This is a genomic window from Streptomyces sp. NPDC048417 (genome assembly GCF_040651615.1).
Lineage (GTDB): Bacteria > Actinomycetota > Actinomycetes > Streptomycetales > Streptomycetaceae > Streptomyces.
This window is the reverse complement of sequence record NZ_JBEZKI010000019.1, coordinates 112,605-135,310: the sequence shown is the minus strand read 5'-3', so window position 1 is coordinate 135,310 and position 22,706 is coordinate 112,605. Positions and strand designations below refer to the sequence as shown.

Genomic DNA, 22,706 nt, shown 5'->3' with positions numbered 1-22,706 from the left:
GAGGGGTCGTCAACAGCCTTGCGGGGAAGGTGAATCCTGTGACCGCGATACACGAGTGCCCCATCGGGGCGATAGGGTTACCCTGCCCGGGCCGGGTGGACTCGTACGGGTGGGGAGTGACATGGAGCAGATAACACGCAGCAGGGCGAGGGTTCCTGCGATCACCTGCGGGAGCAGCGCGACCAGTTCGCGCCTCGACCGCCATCTGTCGGTACTGGCGGGTCCCGCCATACCGCAGCAGCAGGCGGTCGAGGCGACGTCGCTGATGCGTGAGCTGACCGCGCGTGAACCCGCGCAGCGCAGCGACCGGGGTGCGCGGGTCAGCCGCGTCTCCCTCTTCGCGCCACTGCGTCGGCTGCGCCGTTCGCTGTTCGGCGGCAACAAGCACTGACCGTCAGGCTCGCGCTCAGGCAGCCACACCGTCCCGGCACAGCGCTGCTATCTCGGCGTCCGTCATCCCCACGGCACGCAGCAGCGCCTCGGTGTGCTGTCCGAGCGCGGGTACGTCCCCCATCCGCGCCTCGTCCCCGCCCGGCAGCGTGATGGGCGGCAGCAGCGCACGCAGTGGCCCGACCGGCGACCCCACCTCCCGCCACCGCTCCCGGGCCGCCAGCTGCGGATGCTCCGCCACCTCGTGCAGGTCCCGCAGCCGCGCGCACGCGATGCCCGCGGCTTCGAGGCGCGCCACCGCCTCGTCGGTGCCGACCGCCCCGAGGGCCGTCGCGACCAGCTCGTCGGTCCGCGCCCGGTTCGCCACCCGCGCCGAGTTCGTCGCGAACGCCGGATCCGAACCCAACTCCGACCGCCCGAGCACCTGTTCGGCGAGCCGCCGCCACTCCCGGTCGTTCTGCACCGAGAGCAGCACCCGCCCGCCGTCCCCGGTCGGGTAGGCGTCGTACGGCGCGATCACCGCGTGCGCCAGGCCGGTGCGCTCCGGCGGGGTCCCGCCGTGCAGGGTGTGATGCAGCGGATGCCCCAGCCACTCGGCCAGCGCGTCCAGCATCGACACCTCCACCGGCCCGCCCCGGCCGGTCGTCCCACGCCGCACCAGCGCCGCGAGGACGCCCGAGAAGGCGTACATGCCCGCCGCGATGTCCGCCGCCGGGATCCCGGCCTTCACCGGCTGCTCCGGCGTCCCGGTGACCGACACCAGCCCCGCCTCGCACTGCACCAGCATGTCGTACGCGCGTTTGCCGGCGTACGGTCCTGACGCCCCGTATCCGGAGATGTCCACGGCGACCAAGCGGGGGTGCGCGGCGCACAGCGTGGCCGCGTCGAGACCGAGCCGGGCGGCGGCCCCGTGCGCGAGGTTCTGCACGAAGACGTCCGCGTCCGCGACGAGCCTTCTCACGACGTCCAGGCCACGCGGGTCCTTCAGGTCCAGCGCGATGGACTCCTTGCCCCGGTTGCACCACACGAAGTGCGAGGCGAGCCCCTGGGCGGCGGTGTCGTAACCGCGCGCGAAGTCGCCGCCGTCGATCCGCTCGACCTTGACGACCCTGGCACCCAGATCGGCGAGCTGCCGAGTGGCGAAGGGCGCGGCCACGGCCTGCTCGACGGCGACGACGGTGATGCCCTCCAGGGGCAGCGGAAGACGGTCCATGGATTGGATCATGTCCCGCGACCGGCGGTTCTGTCAGCAGCGCCGCTACGACCGGGGCCGTCGGCCGCGTCGCCGCCGTCGGGCCGGTCGGCCGGGACGCCGCCGTCGGGCCGGTCGGCCGGGACGCTGCCGTCGGTGTCGGTCGGCGGCGTCGGTGGTGCCGGGGCGGTCGGTCGCGTCGGTGCCGTCGGTAGCGCGGGTTGTGTCAGCCGCGGCCGTACCGGCGTACGGCCAGCGGCAGGAAGACGGCGATCAGGAGCGTGCTCCAGGCGAGCGAGCCAGCGACCGGGTGGGCCACCGGCCACGCGGCGCCCGCGGGGACGGGCGCGTTGCCGAAGAGGTCGCGCAGGGCCGTCGTCACCGCGCTGATCGGGTTCCACTCGGCCGCCGTGCGCAGCCAGCCCGGGAGGTTGCCGGTGGGGATGTAGGCGCTGGAGAGCAGCGGCAGGACGAAGGACGCCGCGCCGAGCTGACCCGCGGCCTCCTCGCTGCGGCTGAGCAGACCGAGGAAGACGCCGACGGACGTGCAGGCGAACCGGAACAGGAGCAGCAGCCCCACCGCGCCGACGGCCGCGACCGCCGATCCCTCGACGCGCCAGCCCACGGCGAGGCCCACCAGGAGCAGGGGCACGGTACCCGCCGTGGTGACGACGAGATCGGCCACGGCCTGCCCCAGCGGTACGGCGGCCCGGCTCACCGGCATGGTCCGGAAGCGGTCCATCACACCCCGGTGGGTGTCCTGGGCGGCCTGGAACATCCCGGTCATCACCCCGCCGGCCGCGGTCGCCACCAGCAGCCCCGGCACGAGGAAGGAACGGTACTCCGGGCCCGGCATCGCCAGCGCGCTGCCGAAGACATAGCCGAAGAACAGCAGCATGTTGACCGGCATCATCTGGGTGAGGACCGCCAGCCCCGGGCTGTTGCGGACCCGGCGCAGCTGCCGGCCCACCATCGCCGCACCGTCGTACGCGAGCGCGCTCATACGGGACTTCCCGTCAGTCGGAGGAAAACGTCGTCCAGGGTCGGCTGTCTGAGGCTCGCGTCGAGCAACGGCACCTCCGCCGCGTCGAGTTCGCGAACCAGCCGGGGGAGGGTGAGCGTCGGGTCGGTGGTGAGGGCGCCGACGGCGTGCCGGTCGTGGTCGAACCGCGGCTCGGTTCCGGTGAGGTGGTCGAGAACGGCGGCGGCCTTCGCCAGCGCGTCCGGATCGGCGACAACCGCCTCCGCGTACCAGCCGATGAGCGCCTTGAGCTCGGTGGGGGTGCCGGTCTGCGCCACCCGGCCCGCGTCCATCAGCACGATGTCGTCGGCGAGTCGGTCGGCCTCCTCCAGGTACTGCGTGGTCAGCAGCACGGTCGTACCGTCCGCCGTCAGCTCCCGTACCGCGTCCCAGATGCCGTTCCTGCTGACCGGGTCGAGGCCGGTGGTGGGTTCGTCGAGGAACAGCACCTCGGGCCGGCGGACCAGGCTCGCCGCGAGGTCGAGGCGTCGGCGCATACCGCCCGAGTAGGTGGCGGCCTTGCGGTCGGCGGCCTCGGCGAGGCCGAAGCGGTCGAGCAGTTCGGCCGCCCGGTCGTTCGGCCCCCGCACCCGGTGCAGCCGGGCGAACAGGCGCAGGTTCTCGCGGCCGGTGAGGTCGCCGTCGACCGAGGCGTACTGCCCCGTGACGCCGATGCTGCGGCGCACGGCCGCCGCCTTGCGTACGAGGTCGTGCCCCGCGATGCGGGCGGAGCCCGCGTCCGGCCGAAGGAGCGTGGTCAACAGCCGTACGGCCGTCGTCTTCCCCGCCCCGTTGGGCCCGAGCAGTCCGCAGACCGAGCCCTGCCGGACGGCCAGATCGAGGCCGCGCAGGGCGTGCACAGCGCCGAAGCGCTTCTCCAGACCTTCACTAAGTACAGCGTACGTAGTAGCCATGGGTCGACCATAGCGCACTGCGTACGGTGTACGTAACTAGCATGGTGGGCGAGGTGATGACCGATGTCAGTCCGAGGGGCCGAACCCGCGGTGATCTGGGCCCGCCCCGAACGGGCGGGGCGGGGGCCGAGGCCCGCGTTCACGCGCGCCGACGTCGCGGCGGCCGCGGTGCGGATCGCCGACGCGGAGGGGCTGGACGCCGTGTCGATGCGGCATGTGGCGGCCGCGTTGGGATGCGGGACGATGTCCCTGTACAACTACGTCCCCCGCAAGGAGGACTTGTACGAGCTGATGGTTGACGCGGTCGGCGCGGAGCACGAGCTGTGGGAGCCGACGGGGGACTGGCGGGCCGACATGCTGCACGTCGCCGAGCAGACGCGGGAGCTGATGTATCGGCATCCCTGGGTGCCACGTCTCATGTCACCGGTCTATGGGTTCAGCCCCCATGCGCTGCGGTATCTGGAGCACTGTCTGGCCTGCCTGGATCCGCTGGACGCTCCGTACGGGACGAAGCTGGAGCTGATCGCCATGCTGAACGGCGTGGTGACCACCTACGTGGGGAACGAACTCGACACGGCCGAGCGGGCTCGGAGTCTGCCGTGGTCGCAGGAGCAGGAGAACGCGGTGCGGATCGCCTATCTCGGGGGGCAGATCGCGTCGGGGGCGTATCCGCGGATGGCCGCGGCGTTTGCGGAGGATGCGGGGCCGATTGATCTGGAGGGGGTTTTCCGGCGGGCGCTGGAGAGGGTCTTGGACGGGTTCGCGTCGTCGTGATCCGCGGGTGGGTGGGGGGCTTGTCGCGCCCGCGCGGCGGTAGCCGCATATCGAATACGGCCCGCGCCCCCAAGAAGGTTGGTCACAGCAGCGTCAGTTGACCCGCCGGGCCTTCTTCCGTGTGTTCCAGGACGGACGCCGGTCTGCGGGACGTCTCCGGCGGTGGGAGGACGCCCGCTGTCGTCAGCTCCGCCGCGGTGATCGGTGACTTGATCTCCAACTCGCTCTGCTGGACACGTACCTCCGCCAGCAAGGCCAGGACCGTGATCAGCTCCAGCAGGTCCGACGTCCATGACTGGGGCCAGACCCGCGGAACGATCGCCGCCAGGGTTCCCGGTTCCGCCGGGGTCGTCCGTGCTGCGAACCATGCCTCCAGGATCCTCACCTCACCCATCGCGAACTCCCACGCCTCCGGCGGCACCGGGGAGATGAGGCCCTCGTCGATGTGCAGGGCCTCCTCCTCGGGGTCGTAGCGGATCGTGAGCGGGCGGGCGGGGAGGGGGGCCCGGACGTAGGGGCGCCGGCCGCCCGGGAGCTTCGGGCGGCCGCCGTCGCGCCGGAGCAGCCACAGGGCCCGGTGGCCCAACTCCACGCCCTGGGCCCAGAGGCCGGGGTCCTCGGTGAGCGGGACCGTGTGGTCCGGGCGGATCGTCGCCAGGGTCCAGGCCAGGACGTCCGGTGGGGTGAGAGCGAGGTCCAGGCGGTCGGCCAGGTGCCTCAGCAGGCCCGGTGCCAGGTTCGGTTCCGTGCCGCCGGGACGGCGGTAGAGGGGGCGGACGCGGCCCGCGCGCAGGGTGGGGAGGAGGGAGGTCGCCAGCAACGGCAGGCCCTCCGCCGACTCCACCGCGAAGATCTGCTGGTCGTCCGCCGTCCGCCACAACTCCGGGCGGGCCGTGTCGATCAGGCGGTGGTCCGGGATCAGCCACTGCTCGTCGAAGGGGGCCGAGAGCACCCGGACCGGGTCCGGGCAGGGGGACGAGGCCTGCTCCAGCCGCTCCGTGCCGGTGGGCCGGCCCGGCAGCTGCGCCACCGCCGAGTGGACCGTCCGGGCGCGCGTCGGTTCGAACAGGGTCTCGCGGTCGCCGCCCTCGGCCTTGAGGAGGGCGTCCCAGCGGGCCTTGAGGGTCGCCGGGTCGGGGGCCGTCGGCCACCCCCGGCCGAGCCGGAGTGGTGCGACGGACCACGGCATGAGGTCCGCCAGCGGCGGAGCGTCGTCGTGCGTCACGCCCGGCATCGTACGACGAGTTCAGGTGGCGTCGAGGGTGACCGTGAAGGAGAAACGGTCGCCCCGGTAGTGGATGACCGCCAGGTCCAGGACCCGGCCGGCGGTGTCGTAGGTGACTCCCGTGTAGTGCAGGATCGGGCTCAGGAGGGGGACCTGGAGCAGCCGGGCCGTCTCCGGGTCGGCCAGCCGGGCCTCGACCGTGTCCGTGATACGGCTGATGTCGGCGCCGACCACGTCGCGGAGCACCTTGGTCATGGGCCGGCGGGCCAGGTCCTCCGGGTCGATGCGCTCGGCCAGTTCGGGGCGGACGTGGTTGCGGGCGTGGTTGGTCGGCTCGCCCGTCTGTTCGTCACTGCGCAGGCGGTGGTACGTCGCCACCTCGTCGAGATCCGGGAAGTACTCGGTGAGTTCGCCCGTCACGGATGCCGTGCCGTGGTCCAGCAGCTCGGCCGTCATACCGGACTGCTGGGCGACGATCGCGTCCACCGAGCCGAGGAGCCGTACCGGGGTGCCCCGCCGGGCGTCCGGTTGGATGAAGGTGCCGCGGCGGCGGTGCCGGGTGATCAGGCCCTCGTCCTCCAGCTCCTTCAGGGCCTGCCGCATGGTCAGCACACTCACGCCGTAGTGCTCCGCCAGCTGTTCCTCGGTGGGCAGCCGGAGCGGGTCCCGGGGTGAGCGGCCGAGTATCGAGGCGCGCAGCGACTGCGACACCTGATACCAGAGCGGAAGCTTTCGGTTCAGGACGATCGAGTCCGGGGCGAAGGAGGTCACGGGCCATCCGTACCGGTAGGGGATCTTCAGTGCAAGGGCCGGAAGTGGCGCTCCAGGCCCTGCCACACGTCGTCGTAGCGCTGTTGCAGATGCTCGGCGGTCGCCGCCTGCGGGGTGAGCGTCACCGGCCAGCGGGTCTCGAACATGAAGGCGAGGCCGTCGTCGATCTTCTGCGGACGCAGCTCGGCCGTGCTCGCCCGGTCGAACGTCTCCCGGTCCGGGCCGTGCGCCGACATCATGTTGTGCAGGGAGCCGCCGCCCGGCACGAAGCCCTCTGCCTTCGCGTCGTAGGCGCCCTCGACCAGGCCCATGTACTCGCTCATCACGTTCCGGTGGAAGTACGGCGGCCGGAAGGTGTTCTCGCCCACCAGCCAGCGCGGGGCGAAGACCACGAAGTCGACGCCCGCCAGTCCGGGAGTGTCCGACGGGGACGTCAGTACCGTGAAGATCGACGGATCGGGGTGGTCGTACGAGATGCTGCCGATCACATTGAATCGGCGGAGATCGTAGAGGTACGGCACATGTGTGCCGTGCCAGGCGACCACATCCAGTGGGGAGTGGTCATATGTGGCGGTCCACAGGTTGCCGCAGAACTTGTTGACCACCTCCACCGGGCCCTCCACGTCCTCGTAGGCGGCGACAGGGGCCTGGAAGTCCCGGGCGTTGGCGAGGCCGTTGGCGCCGATCGGGCCCAGGTCGGGCAGGCGGAAGGGCGAGCCGTAGTTCTCGCACACATAACCCCGGGCCGTGGCCTCCAGCAGGTCCACACGGAAGCGGACCCCACGGGGGATCAGCGCCATATGTCCCGGCTCCATGTGCAGCAGGCCGAACTCCGTGCGCAGCAGCAGTCCGCCGTGCTCCGGGACGATCAGCAACTCGCCGTCCGCGTCGGAGAAGACCCGGTCCATCGAGGAGTTGGCGTGGTAGAGGTGCACGGCCATGCCGGTGCGCTGGGTCGCGTCGCCGTTGCCGCCGAGGGTCCACAGGCCCGCGAGGAAGTCCGTACCGGGCGCCGGCTCCGGCAGCGGGTTCCAGCGCAGCCGGTTCGGGTCCGGGGCGACGTCCGTGAAGGGGCCGGTGCGCAGCGCCCCGTCGCCGGCGGCCCGGGTGAACGCCGGGTGGGCGGCCGAGGGGCGGATCCGGTACAGCCAGGAGCGGCGGTTGTGGGCCCGCGGCTCGGTGAAGGCCGTCCCGCTGAGCTGCTCCGCGTACAGGCCGAGGGGGGTGCGCTGCGGGGAGTTGCGGCCCTCGGGCAGCGCGCCCGGTACCGCCTCCGAGGAGTGCTCGTTGCCGAACCCCGAGAGATACGTCAGTCCCTCGGCGGTCTTCCGCGCTCCCTCACGCTCGAACACGCTCGCGCGGGAGGTACCCCCATCGCTCATGATCGCTCCCTGGGCCTGTGAGTCCTTGATTCCTATGTATCACCGTAGGATTGAGTGGGGGAGGGTGCAAGAGGACCGGGATCATCCCAGCGAGGTATGGCGAGAACCCGACTTCAGGGGGATCCGGTCTCCGGCGCGCTGTTCTACGCTCCCGGGCATGTCGTGGACGCGTGGACTGCCGGGCGCGCTCGCGGTCTGCGTGCTGCTGCTGGTCGCGGCGGCGGGTTGCGGGACCGGGGAGGCGCACGAGCAGGGGGAGACGGGGTCGCCCTCACCGGTGGGCAAGATCCTCGATGACACGGACGAGAGCGGACGCCACTACCGGGAGATCGACAAGAAGCAGGCGCCCGAGGTGGACACGGTGGTCACGCCCGACCGCGCCGGAGGCTGGGACGTACGACTGGACGTGCACCGCTTCCGTTTCTCCCGGACCGGCAGCGCGGCCCGCGCGGTCGCCGGGCGCGGCGTCGCCTACCTCTTCGTGGACGGCGGCCTGGTGACCCGGCTGCGCACCCCCGCGTACCACCTCCCCGCCCGGCTCGTCCCGCACGGCACCCACCACATCACCGCCCGGCTCTACGCGGACGACGGCACGGTGTGGGCCGTACACGGCAAACCGGTCGAGAGCACGGCGGACGTCACGGCGTCGGGCGCGGAGACCGCGAAGGCGACCCCGACGGCCACACCGACCCCGACGGCCGGTCCTTCGGAGACAGGGGGTTCCCCCACGCGCACGGGAGCCGTGGCCGACGGCGGCACACCGCCCGGATGAGTGCATGGGCCATCCGTCTCCGTACCGGGGGGCGAGGTTCACCTGATCCCCGCGGAAAGGCATCATGAAGCCCGTGCCCCCAGCGCCCTCGCTTCGCAAAGCTCCCGTCCAGCGCCGCAGTGCGGAACGGCTGACCAGGATTCTCGACGCCTGCGCCGACCTCCTCGACGAGGTGGGCTACGAGGAGCTGAGCACCCGGGCCGTCGCGGTGCGCGCCGGGGTGCCCATCGGCTCGGTCTACCGCTTCTTCGGCAACAAGCGCCAGATGGCCGACGCCCTCGCCCAGCGCAACCTGGAGCGCTACACCGAGCGGGTCGCCGGGCGGCTGAAGGACGCGCCGAAGGGCGACTGGCGGGCGGCGATGGACGCGGTGCTGGACGAGTACCTGGCCATGAAGCGCACCGCCCCCGGCTTCTCGCTCGTCGACTTCGGCAACCAGATCCCGGTCGGCGCCCGCCACGCCGAACCCAACCGCAGGGTCGCCGACCGCCTGACCGACCTGCTCTCCGACTACCTCGGCCGCGCCCCGGACGAGGCCCTGCGCCGCACGTTCCTGGTGGCCGTGGAGACCGCCGACACCCTGGTCCATCTGTCCTTCCGGATGGACCCGGAGGGCGACGAGACGATCATCGCGGAGACCCGGGAACTGCTGCGGGCCTATCTGGCGCGCGTCCTGGACTGAGTCCAAGTCCGCGGCCGATGGAGCGACCACGGGCATCACCACGGCCGCCGCAACCTCGTGACCTGGAGTTTTGCGCTTATTGCTCGCGTGTCAACGTCTTGTTAACGACGTTTGACGGGACCTAACGTCATCGCACCGCCGGCCCTGGTGGGAGTTCAAGGGCGAACGTTAGGTATTTCATTCATGCTGACCATCCTCGGCTTCACCATGATCGCGACCTTCCTGGTCCTGATCATGCTGAAGAAGATGTCGCCGATCGCGGCGCTCGTGCTGATCCCCGCGCTGTTCTGTGTGTTCGTCGGCAAGGGCGCCAAGCTCGGCGACTACGTCATCGACGGCGTCACCAGCCTCGCGCCCACCGCGGCGATGCTCATGTTCGCGATCGTCTACTTCGGTGTGATGATCGACGTCGGCCTCTTCGACCCGATCGTCAAGGGGATCCTGAAGTTCTGCAAGGCCGACCCGCTGCGGATCGTCGTCGGTACGGCCCTGCTCGCCGCGATCGTCTCCCTCGACGGCGACGGCTCCACCACCTTCATGATCACCGTCTCGGCGATGTACCCGCTGTACAAGCGCCTGAAGATGAGCCTGGTCGTGATGACCGGTGTGGCCGCGATGGCCAACGGCGTGATGAACACGCTGCCCTGGGGCGGCCCCACCGCCCGTGCCGCCACCGCGCTGAAGCTGGACGCCGGCGACATCTTCGTGCCGATGATCCCGGCGCTCGCCGTCGGCCTCCTCTTCGTGATCGCCCTCGCCTACGTCCTCGGCCGCCGCGAGCGCAAGCGGCTCGGTGTGCTGACGCTGGAGGAGGCGCTGGTCGAGGAGAAGGAGAGGGAAACGGAGACCGTACTGGTCGGTGCGGGTGCGGGTGCCGGCGGGGGAGCCGGCTCGGGCGAGTCCGCGGTGCGCGGCGGTGGAACCGGCTCCGGAACCGGCGCGGACCAGCCGGCGGAGGACGACGGCTTCCAGGGCCTCGACCCGCACCGCGAGACCCTGCGCCCCAAGCTGTACTGGTTCAACGCGCTGCTCACGGTCGCACTGCTCACCTCCATGATCATGGAGTGGCTGCCGATCCCGGTGCTGTTCCTGCTCGGCGCGGCGCTGGCGCTGACCGTCAACTTCCCGCAGATGCCCGCCCAGAGGGCCCGCCTCGCCGCCCACGCCGAGAACGTCCTCAACGTCTCCGGCATGGTCTTCGCCGCCGCGGTCTTCACCGGCGTCCTCCAGGGCACCGGCATGGTCGACCACATGGCCACCTGGCTCGTCGGCAACATCCCCGACGGCATGGGCCCGCAGATGGCCCTGGTCACCGGCGTGCTCAGCATCCCGCTCACGTACTTCATGTCGAACGACGGCTTCTACTTCGGCATCCTCCCGGTCCTCGCCGAGGCCGGCCAGGCCCACGGAGTCTCCTCCCTGGAGATCGCCCGCGCCTCGATCATCGGCCAACCGCTCCACATGTCCAGCCCGTTGGTGCCCGCCGTCTACGTCCTCGTCGGCATGGCCAAGGTCGAGTTCGGCGACCACACCCGCTTCGTCGTCAAGTGGGCCGCGCTGACATCCCTGGTCGTGCTGGGGGCAGGAATTTTGTTCGGAATCATCTGACCGATCCGTTGGAGGACTTCACCATGGCGCCCGGCAGGAACCGCGGCTGGCTGCTCCGACTCGTCATCGCCTTCGGCTTCGCGCAGGGGGCGGTGTCGATGGCCCGGCCCGCCGTCTCCTACCGGGCCCTCGCGCTCGGCGCCGACGAACGGGCCGTCGGTGTCATCGCGGGTGTCTACGCCCTGCTCCCGCTCTTCGCCGCCGTACCGCTCGGCCGCCGCACCGACCACGGCCGCTGCGCACCCCTGCTGCCGGTCGGCGTGGTGCTGATATCCGGCGGCTGCGCGCTCAGCGGCCTCGCGAACTCCCTCTGGACGATGGCCCTGTGGAGTGGGGTGATGGGCCTCGGCCACCTCTGCTTCGTGATCGGTGCGCAGTCGCTGGTGGCCCGCCGGTCGGCCCCGCACGAACAGGACCGCAACTTCGGTCACTTCACCATCGGCGCGTCGCTGGGCCAGCTGATCGGCCCGATCGCCGCGGGTGCGCTGATCGGCGGCCCCGACATGGCGGGCAGCAGCGCGCTCGCCCTCGTGGTGGCGGGTGCGGGGGCGGCGGTCGCGTTCAGTTCGCTGTGGCGCATCGAGGACCGTACGGCGAAGGCGTCCCGTCCCGGGCAGGGCGACCGCGTCCCGGTGGGCGGCATCCTGCGCGCCCGGGGCGTCCCGGCGGGCATGCTGGTCAGCCTCTCGGTCCTGTCCGCGACCGACATCCTCACCGCGTACCTCCCGGTGGTCGGCGAGCACCGGGGCATCGCACCGGCCGTGATCGGCGTCCTGCTCAGTGTCCGGGCGGGGGCGACGATCGCCTGCCGGCTGGTCCTCACGCCGTTGCTGCGACTGCTCGGCCGGCCGGCGCTGCTGACCGTGACGTGCTTCCTGGCGGCCGTGCTGTGCGGGGGCATCGCGCTGCCGGTGCCGGTGTGGGCGCTGGCCCTGATGCTCGCCGCGCTCGGCTTCTGTCTGGGGGTCGGGCAGCCGCTGTCGATGACGACGGTCGTCCAGGCCGCACCCGAGGGCGCCCGGTCCACGGCTCTCGCCCTGCGGCTGACCGGCAACCGGCTGGGCCAGGTGGCCGCGCCGGCCGGGGCGGGGCTGGTGGCGGGGGTGGCCGGGGTGGCTGCGCCGTTCGTGATGCTGGGCGCGTTGTTGCTGGTCTCGGCGGGCGTGGCGGTGCGGTCGCCGCGGGCGGTGGGGCGGTCCGAGGGCGCCGGTCCGGTGCCGCGGACGCGGCGCAAGGGCCCGGCGTTGCGCCGCACGAGCGATATCTGACGGCGCGTCGGAGGTCGATGCCACGGGCCGTGGAGTGCATGGGTGACAGTCCAGACGAAAGGTCGATTTGTATGAAAATCGTCTAACTCGGAGGAGCTTGCATGCCCACGCTCACACTTCCACGCACCGCCGGTCCCCGTGCGGGCGCAACCGTCGTCCTCACCGCACTCGCCGCGGCGGGCGCGTCGTGGGTGGCGGCGCCGAACGCGATGGCCCAGGGAGAGAACGGCGACATCAGGATCCACCGGGTGGGCGTACCCTTCGGCGTCTCGAAGGACGACCCGGCGGTCTGCAGGTTCTACCTCGACGCCGTCAACTTCGACGTCCTTACCGCCATCGCCTACACCATCACGCCACAGCCGCCGCTGCCGACCGCAGCCACCGTCGCGGGCACCATCCAGCTCGCCGGCGGCGCCGGTCACACCGACCCGCTGGGTCTGGCGGACGGACAGTACAAGATCGCATGGGTCGTGGGTGGCGCGTTGAAGGAGAAGGTCTTCCGGGTCAACTGCCATGACGGCAAGCAGGACGGGGCGCAGGGCCAGAACGGCCCGAACGGCCAGAACGGCCCGAACGACCCGAACGGCCATCACGACCAGGGCGGCCCGAACGGGCAGGATGGGCAGAACGGTCCGAACGGGCAGATCGAGGACAACCAGCGTGGCGACGCCTGGGTGCAGGGCGGCGACCACGACGGCCCGAAGGGTGGTGTGCACGCGGGCGGCGGCGGCCTCGCAGGCGCGGCCGCGTTCTCGCCCGTGGCCGCGGCCACGGCGGTGGGCCTGGTCGCGGCCAGCGGCGTGGTGTACGTCCGGCTGATCCGCCGTCGGCCCCATGGCGCCGCGTAGGCGCAGACGCAGGCCCTGGTACCGGACCCGCGCCTACCGCCTCGCCAGAACGGCCCTGCTGGCGATCATCCTGGTGGCCGTGGTCCGGTGCGGGGGCGCCGACGGGTCGGACGCCTCGACGGCCGCCGGGGCGGGCGCGGCCCGGGACGGGGCCCGGCCCGGCCCCCCGCCCCGCCCGCTGCCCCGCTCCCGGCCGACGTCGATGCGCATCCCGTTCCTGGGCGTCGACGCGCCGGTCACCGGGGTCCGGCTCGACCGGGAACGGCAGTTGGAGACACCGCCGGTCGACGACCCGAAGCTGATCGGCTGGTTCCAGGGCGGCGCCACGCCGGGCGAGGCAGGCCTCGCGGTCGCCGTCGGCCACCGGGACACCCGGACGGGACCCGCCGTCTTCGCGGCGCTCGCCCAGGTGCAGCCCGGCAAACACATCGAGGCCGAGCGCGCGGACGGCCGTACCGCCGTGTACACCGTGGACCGGGTGAAGGTCTATGACAAGGCCGGTTTCCCGAGCGAAGAGGTGTACGGACAGACCCGGCGTCCCGAACTCCGTGTCATCACCTGTGGTGGCCTCTTCAGCCGGAAGACGGGCTACACCAGCAACGTGGTGGTCTTCGCCCACCTGACCGCGACGGAATGACCGGGCGGTGCGGGCGGTTGCCCGCGCCGCCCGGCCGCCGCGGCCCCCCTACCGTCTGCCGCGCCGTCGTGGCTGGTCGCTCCCCCACTCTCGGCTTCGCTCGAGCGGGGGACCCCCATCGTGGCGGAGCCGCACATCGGTACAGCCCCGCGCCCCTGACGGGGCGCTGCTGCTGGACCTGGACGAGTGAACCCGGTGGGAATCGGCGACCTGGGAGGGGCGGAACCCGTAGGAAGGGGGCATGCACACTCATTCCCTCCGTAACCGGTCGGCCCTTGCGCTGGCCGGAGTTCTGCTCGCCGGTACGCCTGCCGCGTACACCGCGCTGGCCGACGACCGGCCCCCGGCCGCGCCGACGCGCGGAAAGGCCTACGTGGAGACCCGGCTGTTCTTCGGTACCGCGCGACCGGACGACGGACTGGCCGTCACCGACCGGCAGTTCGCGGCCTTCGTCGACAAGGAGGTCACTCCCGACTTCCCCGACGGGCTCACCGTGCAGAGCGGGCGCGGGCAGTGGCGGGACGCGCACGGCACGATCGAGAAGGAGCGGTCGTACGAGCTGATCCTGCTGTATCCGGAGTCGGCGGCGAAGGGCGGCGACCGGAAGATCGAGGAGATCCGGCGGGCCTACGAGAAGGCCTTCGCGCAGGAGAGTGTGGGGCGGGTGGACGAACGCGCCCAGGTCGACTTCTGATGGTCCTGTCACGCACGTGTCTGCGGCACCGATCTCTGGCGCCGAAAAACTATCGCCGCTAGTTTGTGAGGCCGGGGACCCAGCCCCGCCGGGAGGAAGCAGCATGAAGGCACACGAGGGCCTGTACATCGACGGCGCCTGGCGCGCCGCCGAGAGCCAGGACGTGATCGAGGTCGTGAACCCGGTCGACGAGCAGGTCATCGGCCGGGTCCCGGCGGGCGGGGCGCTGGACGTCGACACCGCCGTGCGCGCCGCCCGTGCCGCCCTCCCGGCCTGGGCCGCCACCCCGCCCGCCGAGCGGGCCGCCCGGCTCGGCGCGCTCCGCGACGTCCTGGCGGCCCGCAAGGACGAGATCGCCGAGACGGTCACCGCGGAGCTGGGCTCGCCGCCGCAGTTCTCGCAGGCCGTGCACGCCGGGGTGCCGATCGCGGTCGCCGGCTCGTACGCCGAGCTGGCCGCGACCCATCCCTTCGAGGAGAAGGTCGGCAACTCGGCCGTCCATCAGGAGCCGGTCGGCGTGGTCGGTGCGATCACGCCCTGGAACTACCCGCTGCACCAGATCGTCGCCAAGGTCGCCCCGGCGTTCGCCGCCGGCTGCACGGTCGTACTCAAACCCGCCGAGGACACCCCGCTCACCGCCCAGCTGTTCGCGGAGGCGGTGGCCGCGGCGGGCTTCCCGGCCGGTGTGTTCAACCTGGTCACCGGCCTGGGGCCGGTCGCCGGGCAGGCCCTCGCCGAGCACCCGGGTGTCGATCTGGTCTCCTTCACCGGCTCCACGGCCGTCGGCAGGCAGATCGGCGCGGTGGCCGGCGCGGCCGTGAAGAAGGTGGCCCTCGAACTGGGCGGCAAGTCCGCCAACGTCATCCTGCCGAGCGCCGATCTCGCCAAGGCCGTCAACGTCGGGGTGGCCAACGTGATGTCCAACTCCGGCCAGACGTGCAGCGCCTGGACGCGGATGCTGGTGCACACCGAGCAGTACGCGGAGGCGGTGGAGCTGGCGGCGACGGCCGCCGCCAAGTACGGCGAACGGATCGGCCCGGTCGTCAGCGCCAAGCAGCGGGCGCGGGTGCGCGGTTACATCGAGAAGGGCCTCGCGGAGGGCGCCCGGCTGGTCGCCGGCGGGCCCGAGTCCCCGCGCGAACAGGGCTATTACGTCAGCCCGACCGTGTTCGCCGACGTCACCCCCGAGATGACGATCGCGCAGGAGGAGATCTTCGGCCCGGTGCTGTCGATCCTGCGGTACGTGGACGAGGAGGACGCGCTCCGGATCGCCAACGGCACGGTCTACGGGCTCGCGGGCGCCGTCTGGGCCGGGGACGAGGCGGAGGCGGTGGCCTTCGCCCGGCGCATGGAGACCGGGCAGGTCGACATCAACGGCGGCCGCTTCAACCCCCTGGCGCCGTTCGGCGGTTACAAGCAGTCGGGCGTCGGCCGGGAACTCGGCGCGCACGGCCTCGCCGAGTACCTCCAGACCAAGTCCCTTCAGTTCTGAGGAGGTTGCTCTGATGGCTGCCACAGTCCGAGCCGCCGTACTGCCCGCCGTGGGCGCCCCGCTCGCGGTCACCGAGATCGACCTCCCGGACCCCGGCCCCGGCCAGGTCCGGATCCGTCTCGCCGCCGCCGGTGTCTGCCACTCCGACCTCTCCCTGTCCGACGGCACCATGCGGGTGCCGGTCCCGGCGGTCCTCGGCCACGAGGGCGCGGGCACGGTGGTCGCCGTCGGGGAGGGCGTCACCCGGCTGTCACCCGGTGACCAGGTCGTCCTCAACTGGGCCCCCTCCTGCGGAAGGTGCCACGCCTGCTCCCTCGGCGAGGTCTGGCTGTGCGCCGACGCGCTGGCCGGCGCCGCCGACGTCTACGCCCGTACGGCGGACGGCACCGACCTGCACCCCGGCCTGAACGTGGCCGCGTTCGCCGAGGAGACGGTGGTCGCCGAGTCCTGCGTCCTCGCCCTCCCCGACGGCATCCCGCTCACCGACGCGGCCCTCCTCGGCTGTGCGGTGCTCACGGGCTACGGCGCCGTCCACAACTCGGCGCGGGTCCAAGAGGGCGAGACCGTCGCGGTGTTCGGCGTCGGCGGGGTGGGCCTGGCCACCGTACAGGCGGCCCGGATCGCGGGCGCGTCCCGGATCGTCGCGGTGGACGTCTCCGCGGAGAAGGAGGAGCTGGCCCGGGCCGCCGGCGCCACCGACTACGTGGTCGCCTCCGTCACCACCCCCCGCGCGATCCGCGCCCTCACCGGCAAACAGGGCGTCGACGTCTCCGTGGAGTGCGCCGGCCGCGCGGTCAGCATCCGCGCGGCCTGGGACTCCACCCGCCGGGGCGGTCGTACGACGGTGGTCGGCATCGGTGGCAAGAGCGAGCAGGTCACCTTCAACGCCCTGGAGCTCTTCCACTGGGGCCGCACCCTCTCCGGCTGCGTCTACGGCAACTCGGACCCGGCCCGCGACCTGCCGGTGCTCGCCGAACACGTCCGGGCCGGCCGCCTGGACCTGGGCATGCTGGTGACGGAACGGATCGCCCTGGACGGCATTCCCGCGGCGTTCGAGAACATGCTGGCGGGCAAGGGCGGCCGGGCGCTGGTCGTCTTCTGACCCTCACGGCACCTGTTCGGAGTGCGGCTCCCCGGCCGCCGGCACACCACGAGGAGCCCGCGTCCGCGCTCGCGACCGGGACACCGCCACACCGGCCAGGCACAGCACCCCGCCCACCAGGGTGACCGGCCCCGGCACCTCGCCGAGGGCCAGCCAGGACATCAGCACGACCAGCGCCGGCACGGCGTACGTCGTCGCGCCCATCCGGCTCGCGGTGGTCCGGGCGAGGGCGTACGCCCAGGTCGTGAAGGCGAGCGCGGTCGGGAAGACACCGAGATACACCATGTCGAGGGTCGCGGACAGCGGCGCGCCGGCGACCTGGTGCACCAGCTGCCCGGCGAACGGCAGACAGGCCACGGTGCCGACGAGACACCCGTACGTCGTCACCTGGAGCGCGCTCGCCCGGGCCAGGGCGGGCTTCTGGGAGACCACGCCGGCCGCGTAGGCGACCGCCGCGAGCAGGCACAGCATCACGCCCAGCACCGAGGAGCCGCCCCCGTCGGCCATCGACAGTCCCACGGTCACGGCACCCGCGAACGACACCGCCATCCCCGCGAGCAGCCGGGGCGGCATGGGGTCGCCGAGCAGCCGGGCCCCCAGCAGGGCGATCAGCAAGGGGCCGACGTTCACCACGAGGGCGGCCGTCCCCGCGTCCACCTGCTGCTCGCCCCAGTTCAGGGCGACCATGTAGAAGCCGAACCACAGCACGCCGGATATCCCGATACCCCGCCAGGCGGACCGGGGCGGCAGCCCCTCGCGCCGCACGAGACAGAGCAGCCCGAGCGCGAGGGAGCCGGAGAACAGCCGGCCGAGGGCGAGGGCGCCGGGGGAGTAGGAGCCACCCGCACTCCGGATGGCCACGAAGGCGGAGGCCCACAGCACGACGGTGACGGCGGCGGCGAGGACGGGGAGCAGCGGACGGCTGGCGGGGGCGGCGCGATCGGTCATGACACCGAGGGTAGGGAGAGGGGGCGCTCGGGGGCTCGCGGATTTCGGACGGGGTGGTGGTGAGCGGTGACGGGGGCGGGGTGGCGCTACGCGCTCTGCGCCACCTTCGTGAATTGCTCCTGCAACCCATCCAGCAAGGCCTGCAACCCCGTCTCGAACGCCCGCTCGTCGATCTTCTCCTGTTGTTCCGCCAGCAGATGCGCCTGCCCGAGATGGGGGTAGTCGGCCGGATCGTAGGCACTGGCGTCGTCCACGAACCCCCCGGCGAACGACCCCAGTGCCGACCCCATGACGAAGTACCGCATCAGCGCCCCGATCGACGTCGCCTGCGCCGGCGGCCATCCCGCGTCCACCATCCCGCCGTAGACCGCGTCCGCGAGCCGTAGCCCGGCGGGGCGCCGGCCGGGGCCCCGGGCCAGGACCGGGACGATGTTCGGGTGGTCGCGGAGTGCGGCCCGGTACGACACCGCCCAGTCGTGCAGCGCGGTCCGCCAGTCCCGCCCGTCGCCGCCCTCGAACATCGACAGGTCGACCTGGGCGCTCACCGAGTCCGCGACCGCCTCCAGGATCTCGTCCTTGGTGGCGAAGTGGTTGTAGAGCGAGGGCCCGCTCACCCCCAGCTCGGCCGCGAGCCGGCGGGTGGACACGGCCGCCAGACCCTCCGCGTCCACGAGTTCCCGTGCCACCCGGACGATCCGGTCGGTGCTGAGGAGGGGCTTGCGCGGTCGGGCCATGGCGCACATAGTAGGGCTGCACCAAGAAACTAGCAGTGCTAATTTAAATGTGGGGTGATCGCATGGTGGACCTGGGACTCAGCGAGGAGCAGACCGCCGTACGGCAGCTCGCCCGGGACTTCGTCGCGCGCGAGATCGCCCCGCATGTGATCGCCTGGGACCGCGCCGAGGAGGTGGACCGGGGGATCGTGAAGAAGCTCGGCGAGGTCGGCTTCCTCGGTCTGACCGTCGACGAGGAGTACGGCGGCTCCGGCGGCGACCACCTGTCGTACTGCCTGGTCACCGAGGAACTCGGGCGCGGGGACTCCTCCGTGCGCGGAATCGTGTCGGTCTCCCTGGGCCTCGTCGCCAAGTCCGTCGCCGCCTGGGGGAGCGAGGAGCAGAAGCGGCGCTGGCTGCCGGGGCTGACCTCCGGCGCGTACGTGGGCTGCTTCGGCCTCACCGAACCCGGCACCGGCTCCGACGCGGGCAACCTCACCACCCGTGCCGTTCGCGACGGCGACGACTATGTCGTCAACGGCGCCAAGATGTTCATCACCAACGGCACCTGGGCCGAGGTGGTCCTCCTCTTCGCCCGTTCCATCGACGCGCCCGGCCACAAGGGCGTCTCCGCCTTCCTGGTGCCGACCGACACCCCCGGCCTGACCCGCCGTGCCGTCCACGGCAAGCTCGGCCTGCGCGGCCAGGCCACCGCGGAACTCGTCCTGGAGAACGTCCGTGTCCCCGCCGCCGCGATGCTCGGACCCGAGGGCAAGGGCTTCTCGGTCGCCATGTCGGCGCTGGCCAAGGGGCGGATGTCGGTCGCCGCCGGCTGTGTCGGCATAGCCCAGGCGGCACTGGACGCGGCCGTGGCGTACGCGGGGGAGCGCGAGCAGTTCGGCACGCCGATCGCCGGCCACCAGCTGGTCCAGGAGCTCATCAGCGACATCGCCGTCGACGTGGACGCTGCCCGGCTGCTGACCTGGCGGGTCGCCGATCTGATCGACCGCGGCCTGCCGTTCGCCACCGAGTCCTCCAAGGCCAAGCTCTTCGCCTCCGAGGCCGCCGTGCGCGCCGCCAACAACGCCCTCCAGGTCTTCGGCGGCTACGGCTACATCGACGAGTACCCGGTCGGCAAACTCCTGCGCGACGCCCGGGTGATGACCCTCTACGAGGGCACCAGCCAGATCCAGAAACTGCTCATCGGGCGGGCGCTGACGGGCGTTTCGGCGTTCTGAGCGGAGTGCGCCCGCGGCCGATCTGAGTAGCCGGTGAGTACTTCGGCGGATGTGGCGCGGCCCACGTCCGCCGATCCTCGACGTATGAGTGACTCACCGGTCAGACAACAGAACACGGCCGCCTTCTACGGTCAGGCCGTCGCCTCCTTCGCCATCGCCATGACGGCCACCGTCATCGGCATCTTCCGGCTGCACGCCGACGCCTGGGTGCGCGGCTTCCTGGGCATCGCCGTCCTCTACCTCGTCACCTCCGCCTTCACGCTCGCGAAGGTCATCCGTGACCGCCAGGAGGCCGGGCAGATCGTCAGCCGCGTCGACCAGGCCCGGCTGGAGAAGCTGCTCGCCGAACACGACCCCTTCGAAAAGCTCTGAGCCGCGTGAGAAGCTCTGAGCGGGCACACTAAGCGCTCGCTCAGCTTCGGCGGTATGGTGGAGCTCCGGTATCGAGAGGGGCGAGCGAGCGATGAGTACGGCGGAGGAGACGACCGGCGGCGAGGTCGAGCCGTGGGAAGAGGTCACCCCTGACGCGGCCAGGCGACTGCTGGTCGCCGCCGTGGAGGCCTTCGCCGAGCGCGGCTACCACGCCACCACCACCCGCGACATCGCCGGCCGCGCCGGTATGAGCCCCGCCGCCCTCTACATCCACTACAAGACCAAGGAAGAGCTGCTCCACCGGATCAGCCGCATCGGTCACGACAAGGCCCTGGAGATTCTCCAGACGGCGGCCCGGCGCGAGGGCACCGCCGCCGAGCGGCTGGCGGACGGCGTCAGCTCCTTCGTCCGCTGGCACGCCGGACGGCGCACCACCGCCCGGGTGGTGCAGTACGAACTGGACGCCCTCGGCCCCGACGCCCGCGCCGAGATCCTCGCGCTGCGCCGCCAGGTCGACGCCGAGGTGCGCGGGATCATCCAGGAGGGCGTCGAGACAGGGGAGTTCGACGTCATCGACATCCACGGCACCACCCTCGCGGTGCTCTCCCTCTGCATCGACGTCGCCCGCTGGTTCAACGTGGACGGCCCCCGCACACCCGAGCAGGTCGGCGCGCTCTACGCCGACCTCGTGCTGCGGATGGTGGGAGTCACCAAGTAGCCCTGCGGGCCGAGTCGTCCTACAGGTAGTACCGGGACACCGACTCCGCCACGCAGACCGGCTTGTCGCCGCCCTCGCGCTCCACGGTGAAGGCGACGCTCACCTGGACGCCGCCCGTGACGTCCGTCACGTCGGTGATCGTGGCGGTGGCGCGCAGCCGGGAGCCGACCGGGACCGGGGCGGGGAAACGGACCTTGTTGGTGCCGTAGTTCACGCCCATCTTCACGCCCTCGACCTTGATCAGCTGGGGGCCGAAGAGCGGGAGCAGCGACAGGGTCAGGTAACCGTGCGCGATGGTCGTCCCGAACGGGCCCGTGGCCGCCTTCTCCGGGTCGACATGGATCCACTGGTGGTCGCCCGTCGCCTCCGCGAACAGATCGATCCGCTTCTGGTCGACCTCCAGCCAGTCGGTGTGGCCCAGCTGCTCGCCCACGGCCGCCTTCAGCTCGTCGGGGGAGGTGAAGATCCTCGGTTCTGCCATGTTCCCGGCCCTCTCGCGGTCGCGCGTCCATACCTAAGCAACTGCTTAGCATGGTCGGGTGAGGGCTCCCTGTCAACGGAGCGCGGCCCACACGGGTCGGTAGGCTCTGCGGGGTGCCGCAGATTCCCGAGAAGATCCAAGAGCTGAGCGTCGGCCAGTTGTCCGCGCGCAGCGGCGCCGCTGTCTCCGCGCTCCACTTCTACGAGGCCAAGGGTCTCATCAGCAGCCGGCGGACCACCGGCAACCAGCGCCGCTACACCCGCGACACGCTGCGCAGGGTGGCCTTCGTCCGGGCGGCACAACGCGTCGGCATCCCCCTGGCCACCATCCGTGAGGCCCTCTGCGAACTCCCCGAGGAACGCACCCCGACCCGGGAGGACTGGGCCCGGCTCTCGCAGGCGTGGCAGGCCGAACTGGACGAACGCATCAAGCAGCTCAACCGCCTGCGCGATCACCTCACCGACTGCATCGGCTGCGGCTGTCTCTCGCTGGACACCTGCGTGCTGTCCAACCCGGACGACGCCTTCGGCCAACGCCGGGCGGGTTCACGTCTCTTGCCGGAACGTCCCTGATCCTGGCCTGCGACGGCATGCGTGCGGGTGGCGGCCGGCACGGGCAGCGGCCGGTCTTTGCGGCAGTTGGGGGGTGCGGCATCCCCGGCGCACCCCCATGTGGTCAGGCCGACATGAGCAGCCGCCCGCGCCTGGCGTAGGCCAGGGCCTCGGGGGTGAGCACCGGACGCGGCACCAGAATCCCGCAGTCCGCGCAGACCGGACCGGCGGAGGGCTCGTGGTCCAGGTCGTACTTCCAGTTGAGGCGCTCCCTCGCGCACACCGGGCAGACCGCGCCCGGTTCGCGCTCCAGGGCGGCGATCAGCCGTCGCAGCACCTCGGCCAGTGGTTCGTCGGGGTGGACCCGTGGGTCGTCGCACCAGGCCACTCCGAATCCGCCCCAGGTCAGCCGGTGCCAGTCGTCCACGCTGCCCGGGCGGCGCAGCCCGTCGTGCTTCTCCTTCTTGCGGCGCTCGGCGAACTCGACCTCGTAGGCCAGCCAGACCGCCCGCGCCTCTTCCAACTCCTCCAGTGCGCCCACGAGACGCGCTGGATCGGGGGACCGGTCCTCAGGACCGAACCCGGCCCGCGAGCAGAGATGGTCCCAGGTCGCGCGGTGCCCGTAAGGGGCGAACCGCTCCAGGCACTTGCGCAGCGAATAACGTCGTAGCGCCAGATCGCACCGTGGGTCTCGCACCTGTCTCGCCAGACTCCGGAAACCGGCCATCGCCCTGCACCTCCGTCACACCTGCACCTGTACTTCGGTCACTTCGGCGGCGTCGCACGGACTTCGCGCGGCGTTGCCGTATAGACGTATCGACACTCGAATCGGCTCCATCCGATTTCCGATGCCGTCCATAAGGCCGCCCGCCTTGACCGACGGCCGGTGACACCGCCGACGCGGGCGACCACT

The 22,706-nt window shown here is 71.8% G+C and carries 25 protein-coding genes; 15 read left to right on the top strand and 10 right to left on the bottom strand.

Annotated elements, in window-relative coordinates; translation table 11 throughout:
* The first annotated feature begins 121 nt into the window (after window positions 1-121).
* Entirely contained in the window at window positions 122-391 is a 270-nt protein-coding gene (locus AB0D59_RS28845) for a hypothetical protein (RefSeq protein ID WP_352220104.1), read from the top strand.
* A gap of 15 nt (window positions 392-406) precedes the next feature.
* Here AB0D59_RS28845 and AB0D59_RS28840 read toward each other — a convergent pair whose 3' ends face one another.
* The 3 genes from AB0D59_RS28840 to AB0D59_RS28830 all read right to left on the bottom strand — a co-directional run bounded on the left by AB0D59_RS28840 (window position 407) and on the right by AB0D59_RS28830 (window position 3,517).
* Window positions 407-1,603, bottom strand: coding sequence for a CaiB/BaiF CoA-transferase family protein (locus AB0D59_RS28840; protein ID WP_362571249.1), 1,197 nt, complete (start codon window positions 1,601-1,603; stop codon window positions 407-409).
* 205 nt (window positions 1,604-1,808) lie between these two features.
* Window positions 1,809-2,585 (bottom strand): ABC transporter permease, encoded by a 777-nt coding sequence (locus tag AB0D59_RS28835; protein WP_362571246.1) that lies wholly within the window; start codon window positions 2,583-2,585, stop codon window positions 1,809-1,811.
* Entirely contained in the window at window positions 2,582-3,517 is a 936-nt protein-coding gene (locus tag AB0D59_RS28830) for an ATP-binding cassette domain-containing protein (protein WP_362571243.1), read from the bottom strand. Before AB0D59_RS28830 ends, AB0D59_RS28835 begins: the two co-directional genes overlap by 4 nt.
* A 63-nt stretch (window positions 3,518-3,580) precedes the next feature.
* Here AB0D59_RS28830 and AB0D59_RS28825 point away from each other — a divergent pair, with 63 nt between their 5' ends.
* Complete coding sequence (locus tag AB0D59_RS28825) at window positions 3,581-4,291, top strand: TetR/AcrR family transcriptional regulator (RefSeq protein WP_362571240.1); 711 nt, start codon at window positions 3,581-3,583, stop codon at window positions 4,289-4,291.
* 82 nt (window positions 4,292-4,373) lie between these two features.
* Here AB0D59_RS28825 and AB0D59_RS28820 read toward each other — a convergent pair whose 3' ends face one another.
* From AB0D59_RS28820 to hmgA, 3 genes are read right to left on the bottom strand one after another with little or no spacing between them, the layout of a single operon-like run.
* A complete protein-coding gene (locus tag AB0D59_RS28820) occupies window positions 4,374-5,525 on the bottom strand; it encodes a type ISP restriction/modification enzyme (RefSeq protein WP_362571237.1) in 1,152 nt (383 codons plus the stop codon).
* A 12-nt stretch (window positions 5,526-5,537) separates the two neighbouring features.
* A complete protein-coding gene (locus AB0D59_RS28815; RefSeq protein WP_362571234.1) occupies window positions 5,538-6,287 on the bottom strand; it encodes a GntR family transcriptional regulator in 750 nt (249 codons plus the stop codon).
* Between the two features lie 26 nt (window positions 6,288-6,313).
* Window positions 6,314-7,669 carry a homogentisate 1,2-dioxygenase gene (gene hmgA / locus AB0D59_RS28810; protein WP_362571231.1) on the bottom strand — a complete coding sequence of 452 codons (1,356 nt, stop codon included), beginning with the start codon at window positions 7,667-7,669 and terminating at the stop codon, window positions 6,314-6,316.
* A 157-nt stretch (window positions 7,670-7,826) separates the two neighbouring features.
* Between hmgA and AB0D59_RS28805 the strand changes: the two genes are divergently transcribed.
* From AB0D59_RS28805 to AB0D59_RS28765, 9 genes are all read left to right on the top strand, one after another.
* Window positions 7,827-8,441: a hypothetical protein gene (locus tag AB0D59_RS28805; RefSeq protein ID WP_362571228.1), complete on the top strand. Its 615-nt coding sequence runs from the start codon at window positions 7,827-7,829 to the stop codon at window positions 8,439-8,441.
* A 64-nt stretch (window positions 8,442-8,505) separates the two neighbouring features.
* Complete coding sequence (locus AB0D59_RS28800; RefSeq protein WP_362571225.1) at window positions 8,506-9,123, top strand: TetR/AcrR family transcriptional regulator; 618 nt, start codon at window positions 8,506-8,508, stop codon at window positions 9,121-9,123.
* A gap of 183 nt (window positions 9,124-9,306) precedes the next feature.
* Window positions 9,307-10,731, top strand: coding sequence for a citrate:proton symporter (locus AB0D59_RS28795; protein WP_362571222.1), 1,425 nt, complete (start codon window positions 9,307-9,309; stop codon window positions 10,729-10,731).
* Between the two features lie 23 nt (window positions 10,732-10,754).
* On the top strand, window positions 10,755-11,999 hold the full coding sequence (locus AB0D59_RS28790) for an MFS transporter (RefSeq protein ID WP_362571220.1): 1,245 nt from the start codon (window positions 10,755-10,757) through the stop codon (window positions 11,997-11,999).
* Window positions 12,000-12,100: 101 nt separating this feature from the next.
* Window positions 12,101-12,847: a hypothetical protein gene (locus tag AB0D59_RS28785; RefSeq protein WP_362571217.1), complete on the top strand. Its 747-nt coding sequence runs from the start codon at window positions 12,101-12,103 to the stop codon at window positions 12,845-12,847.
* Complete coding sequence (locus AB0D59_RS28780; RefSeq protein ID WP_362571215.1) at window positions 12,834-13,484, top strand: class F sortase; 651 nt, start codon at window positions 12,834-12,836, stop codon at window positions 13,482-13,484. Before AB0D59_RS28785 ends, AB0D59_RS28780 begins: the two co-directional genes overlap by 14 nt.
* A 241-nt stretch (window positions 13,485-13,725) precedes the next feature.
* Window positions 13,726-14,178 (top strand): DUF3574 domain-containing protein, encoded by a 453-nt coding sequence (locus AB0D59_RS28775; protein ID WP_362571213.1) that lies wholly within the window; start codon window positions 13,726-13,728, stop codon window positions 14,176-14,178.
* A gap of 103 nt (window positions 14,179-14,281) precedes the next feature.
* A complete protein-coding gene (locus tag AB0D59_RS28770) occupies window positions 14,282-15,670 on the top strand; it encodes an aldehyde dehydrogenase family protein (RefSeq protein ID WP_362571211.1) in 1,389 nt (462 codons plus the stop codon).
* Window positions 15,671-15,683: 13 nt separating this feature from the next.
* Window positions 15,684-16,772: a Zn-dependent alcohol dehydrogenase gene (locus tag AB0D59_RS28765; protein ID WP_362571208.1), complete on the top strand. Its 1,089-nt coding sequence runs from the start codon at window positions 15,684-15,686 to the stop codon at window positions 16,770-16,772.
* A 3-nt stretch (window positions 16,773-16,775) separates the two neighbouring features.
* Here AB0D59_RS28765 and AB0D59_RS28760 read toward each other — a convergent pair whose 3' ends face one another.
* Window positions 16,776-17,720 (bottom strand): DMT family transporter, encoded by a 945-nt coding sequence (locus AB0D59_RS28760; RefSeq protein ID WP_362571205.1) that lies wholly within the window; start codon window positions 17,718-17,720, stop codon window positions 16,776-16,778.
* An 86-nt stretch (window positions 17,721-17,806) separates the two neighbouring features.
* Window positions 17,807-18,454 carry a TetR/AcrR family transcriptional regulator gene (locus tag AB0D59_RS28755; protein ID WP_362571202.1) on the bottom strand — a complete coding sequence of 216 codons (648 nt, stop codon included), beginning with the start codon at window positions 18,452-18,454 and terminating at the stop codon, window positions 17,807-17,809.
* 65 nt (window positions 18,455-18,519) lie between these two features.
* Between AB0D59_RS28755 and AB0D59_RS28750 the strand changes: the two genes are divergently transcribed.
* The 3 genes from AB0D59_RS28750 (at window position 18,520) to AB0D59_RS28740 (ending at window position 20,761) form a co-directional block, all read left to right on the top strand.
* Window positions 18,520-19,671 (top strand): acyl-CoA dehydrogenase family protein, encoded by a 1,152-nt coding sequence (locus AB0D59_RS28750; RefSeq protein WP_362571459.1) that lies wholly within the window; start codon window positions 18,520-18,522, stop codon window positions 19,669-19,671.
* An 84-nt stretch (window positions 19,672-19,755) separates the two neighbouring features.
* Window positions 19,756-20,043, top strand: a complete 288-nt coding sequence (locus tag AB0D59_RS28745; protein WP_362571199.1) for a YiaA/YiaB family inner membrane protein — start codon at window positions 19,756-19,758, stop codon at window positions 20,041-20,043.
* Window positions 20,044-20,134: 91 nt separating this feature from the next.
* Entirely contained in the window at window positions 20,135-20,761 is a 627-nt protein-coding gene (locus AB0D59_RS28740; RefSeq protein ID WP_362571197.1) for a TetR/AcrR family transcriptional regulator, read from the top strand.
* Window positions 20,762-20,780: 19 nt separating this feature from the next.
* On the opposite strand, the gene AB0D59_RS28735 is transcribed toward AB0D59_RS28740, so the two are convergent.
* Window positions 20,781-21,242, bottom strand: a complete 462-nt coding sequence (locus tag AB0D59_RS28735; RefSeq protein ID WP_362571194.1) for a MaoC family dehydratase — start codon at window positions 21,240-21,242, stop codon at window positions 20,781-20,783.
* A gap of 113 nt (window positions 21,243-21,355) precedes the next feature.
* Here AB0D59_RS28735 and soxR point away from each other — a divergent pair, with 113 nt between their 5' ends.
* Entirely contained in the window at window positions 21,356-21,814 is a 459-nt protein-coding gene (soxR, locus tag AB0D59_RS28730; protein WP_362571191.1) for a redox-sensitive transcriptional activator SoxR, read from the top strand.
* 103 nt (window positions 21,815-21,917) lie between these two features.
* Here soxR and AB0D59_RS28725 read toward each other — a convergent pair whose 3' ends face one another.
* Window positions 21,918-22,520 carry a hypothetical protein gene (locus AB0D59_RS28725; RefSeq protein WP_362571188.1) on the bottom strand — a complete coding sequence of 201 codons (603 nt, stop codon included), beginning with the start codon at window positions 22,518-22,520 and terminating at the stop codon, window positions 21,918-21,920.
* Between the last annotated feature and the right edge of the window lie 186 nt (window positions 22,521-22,706).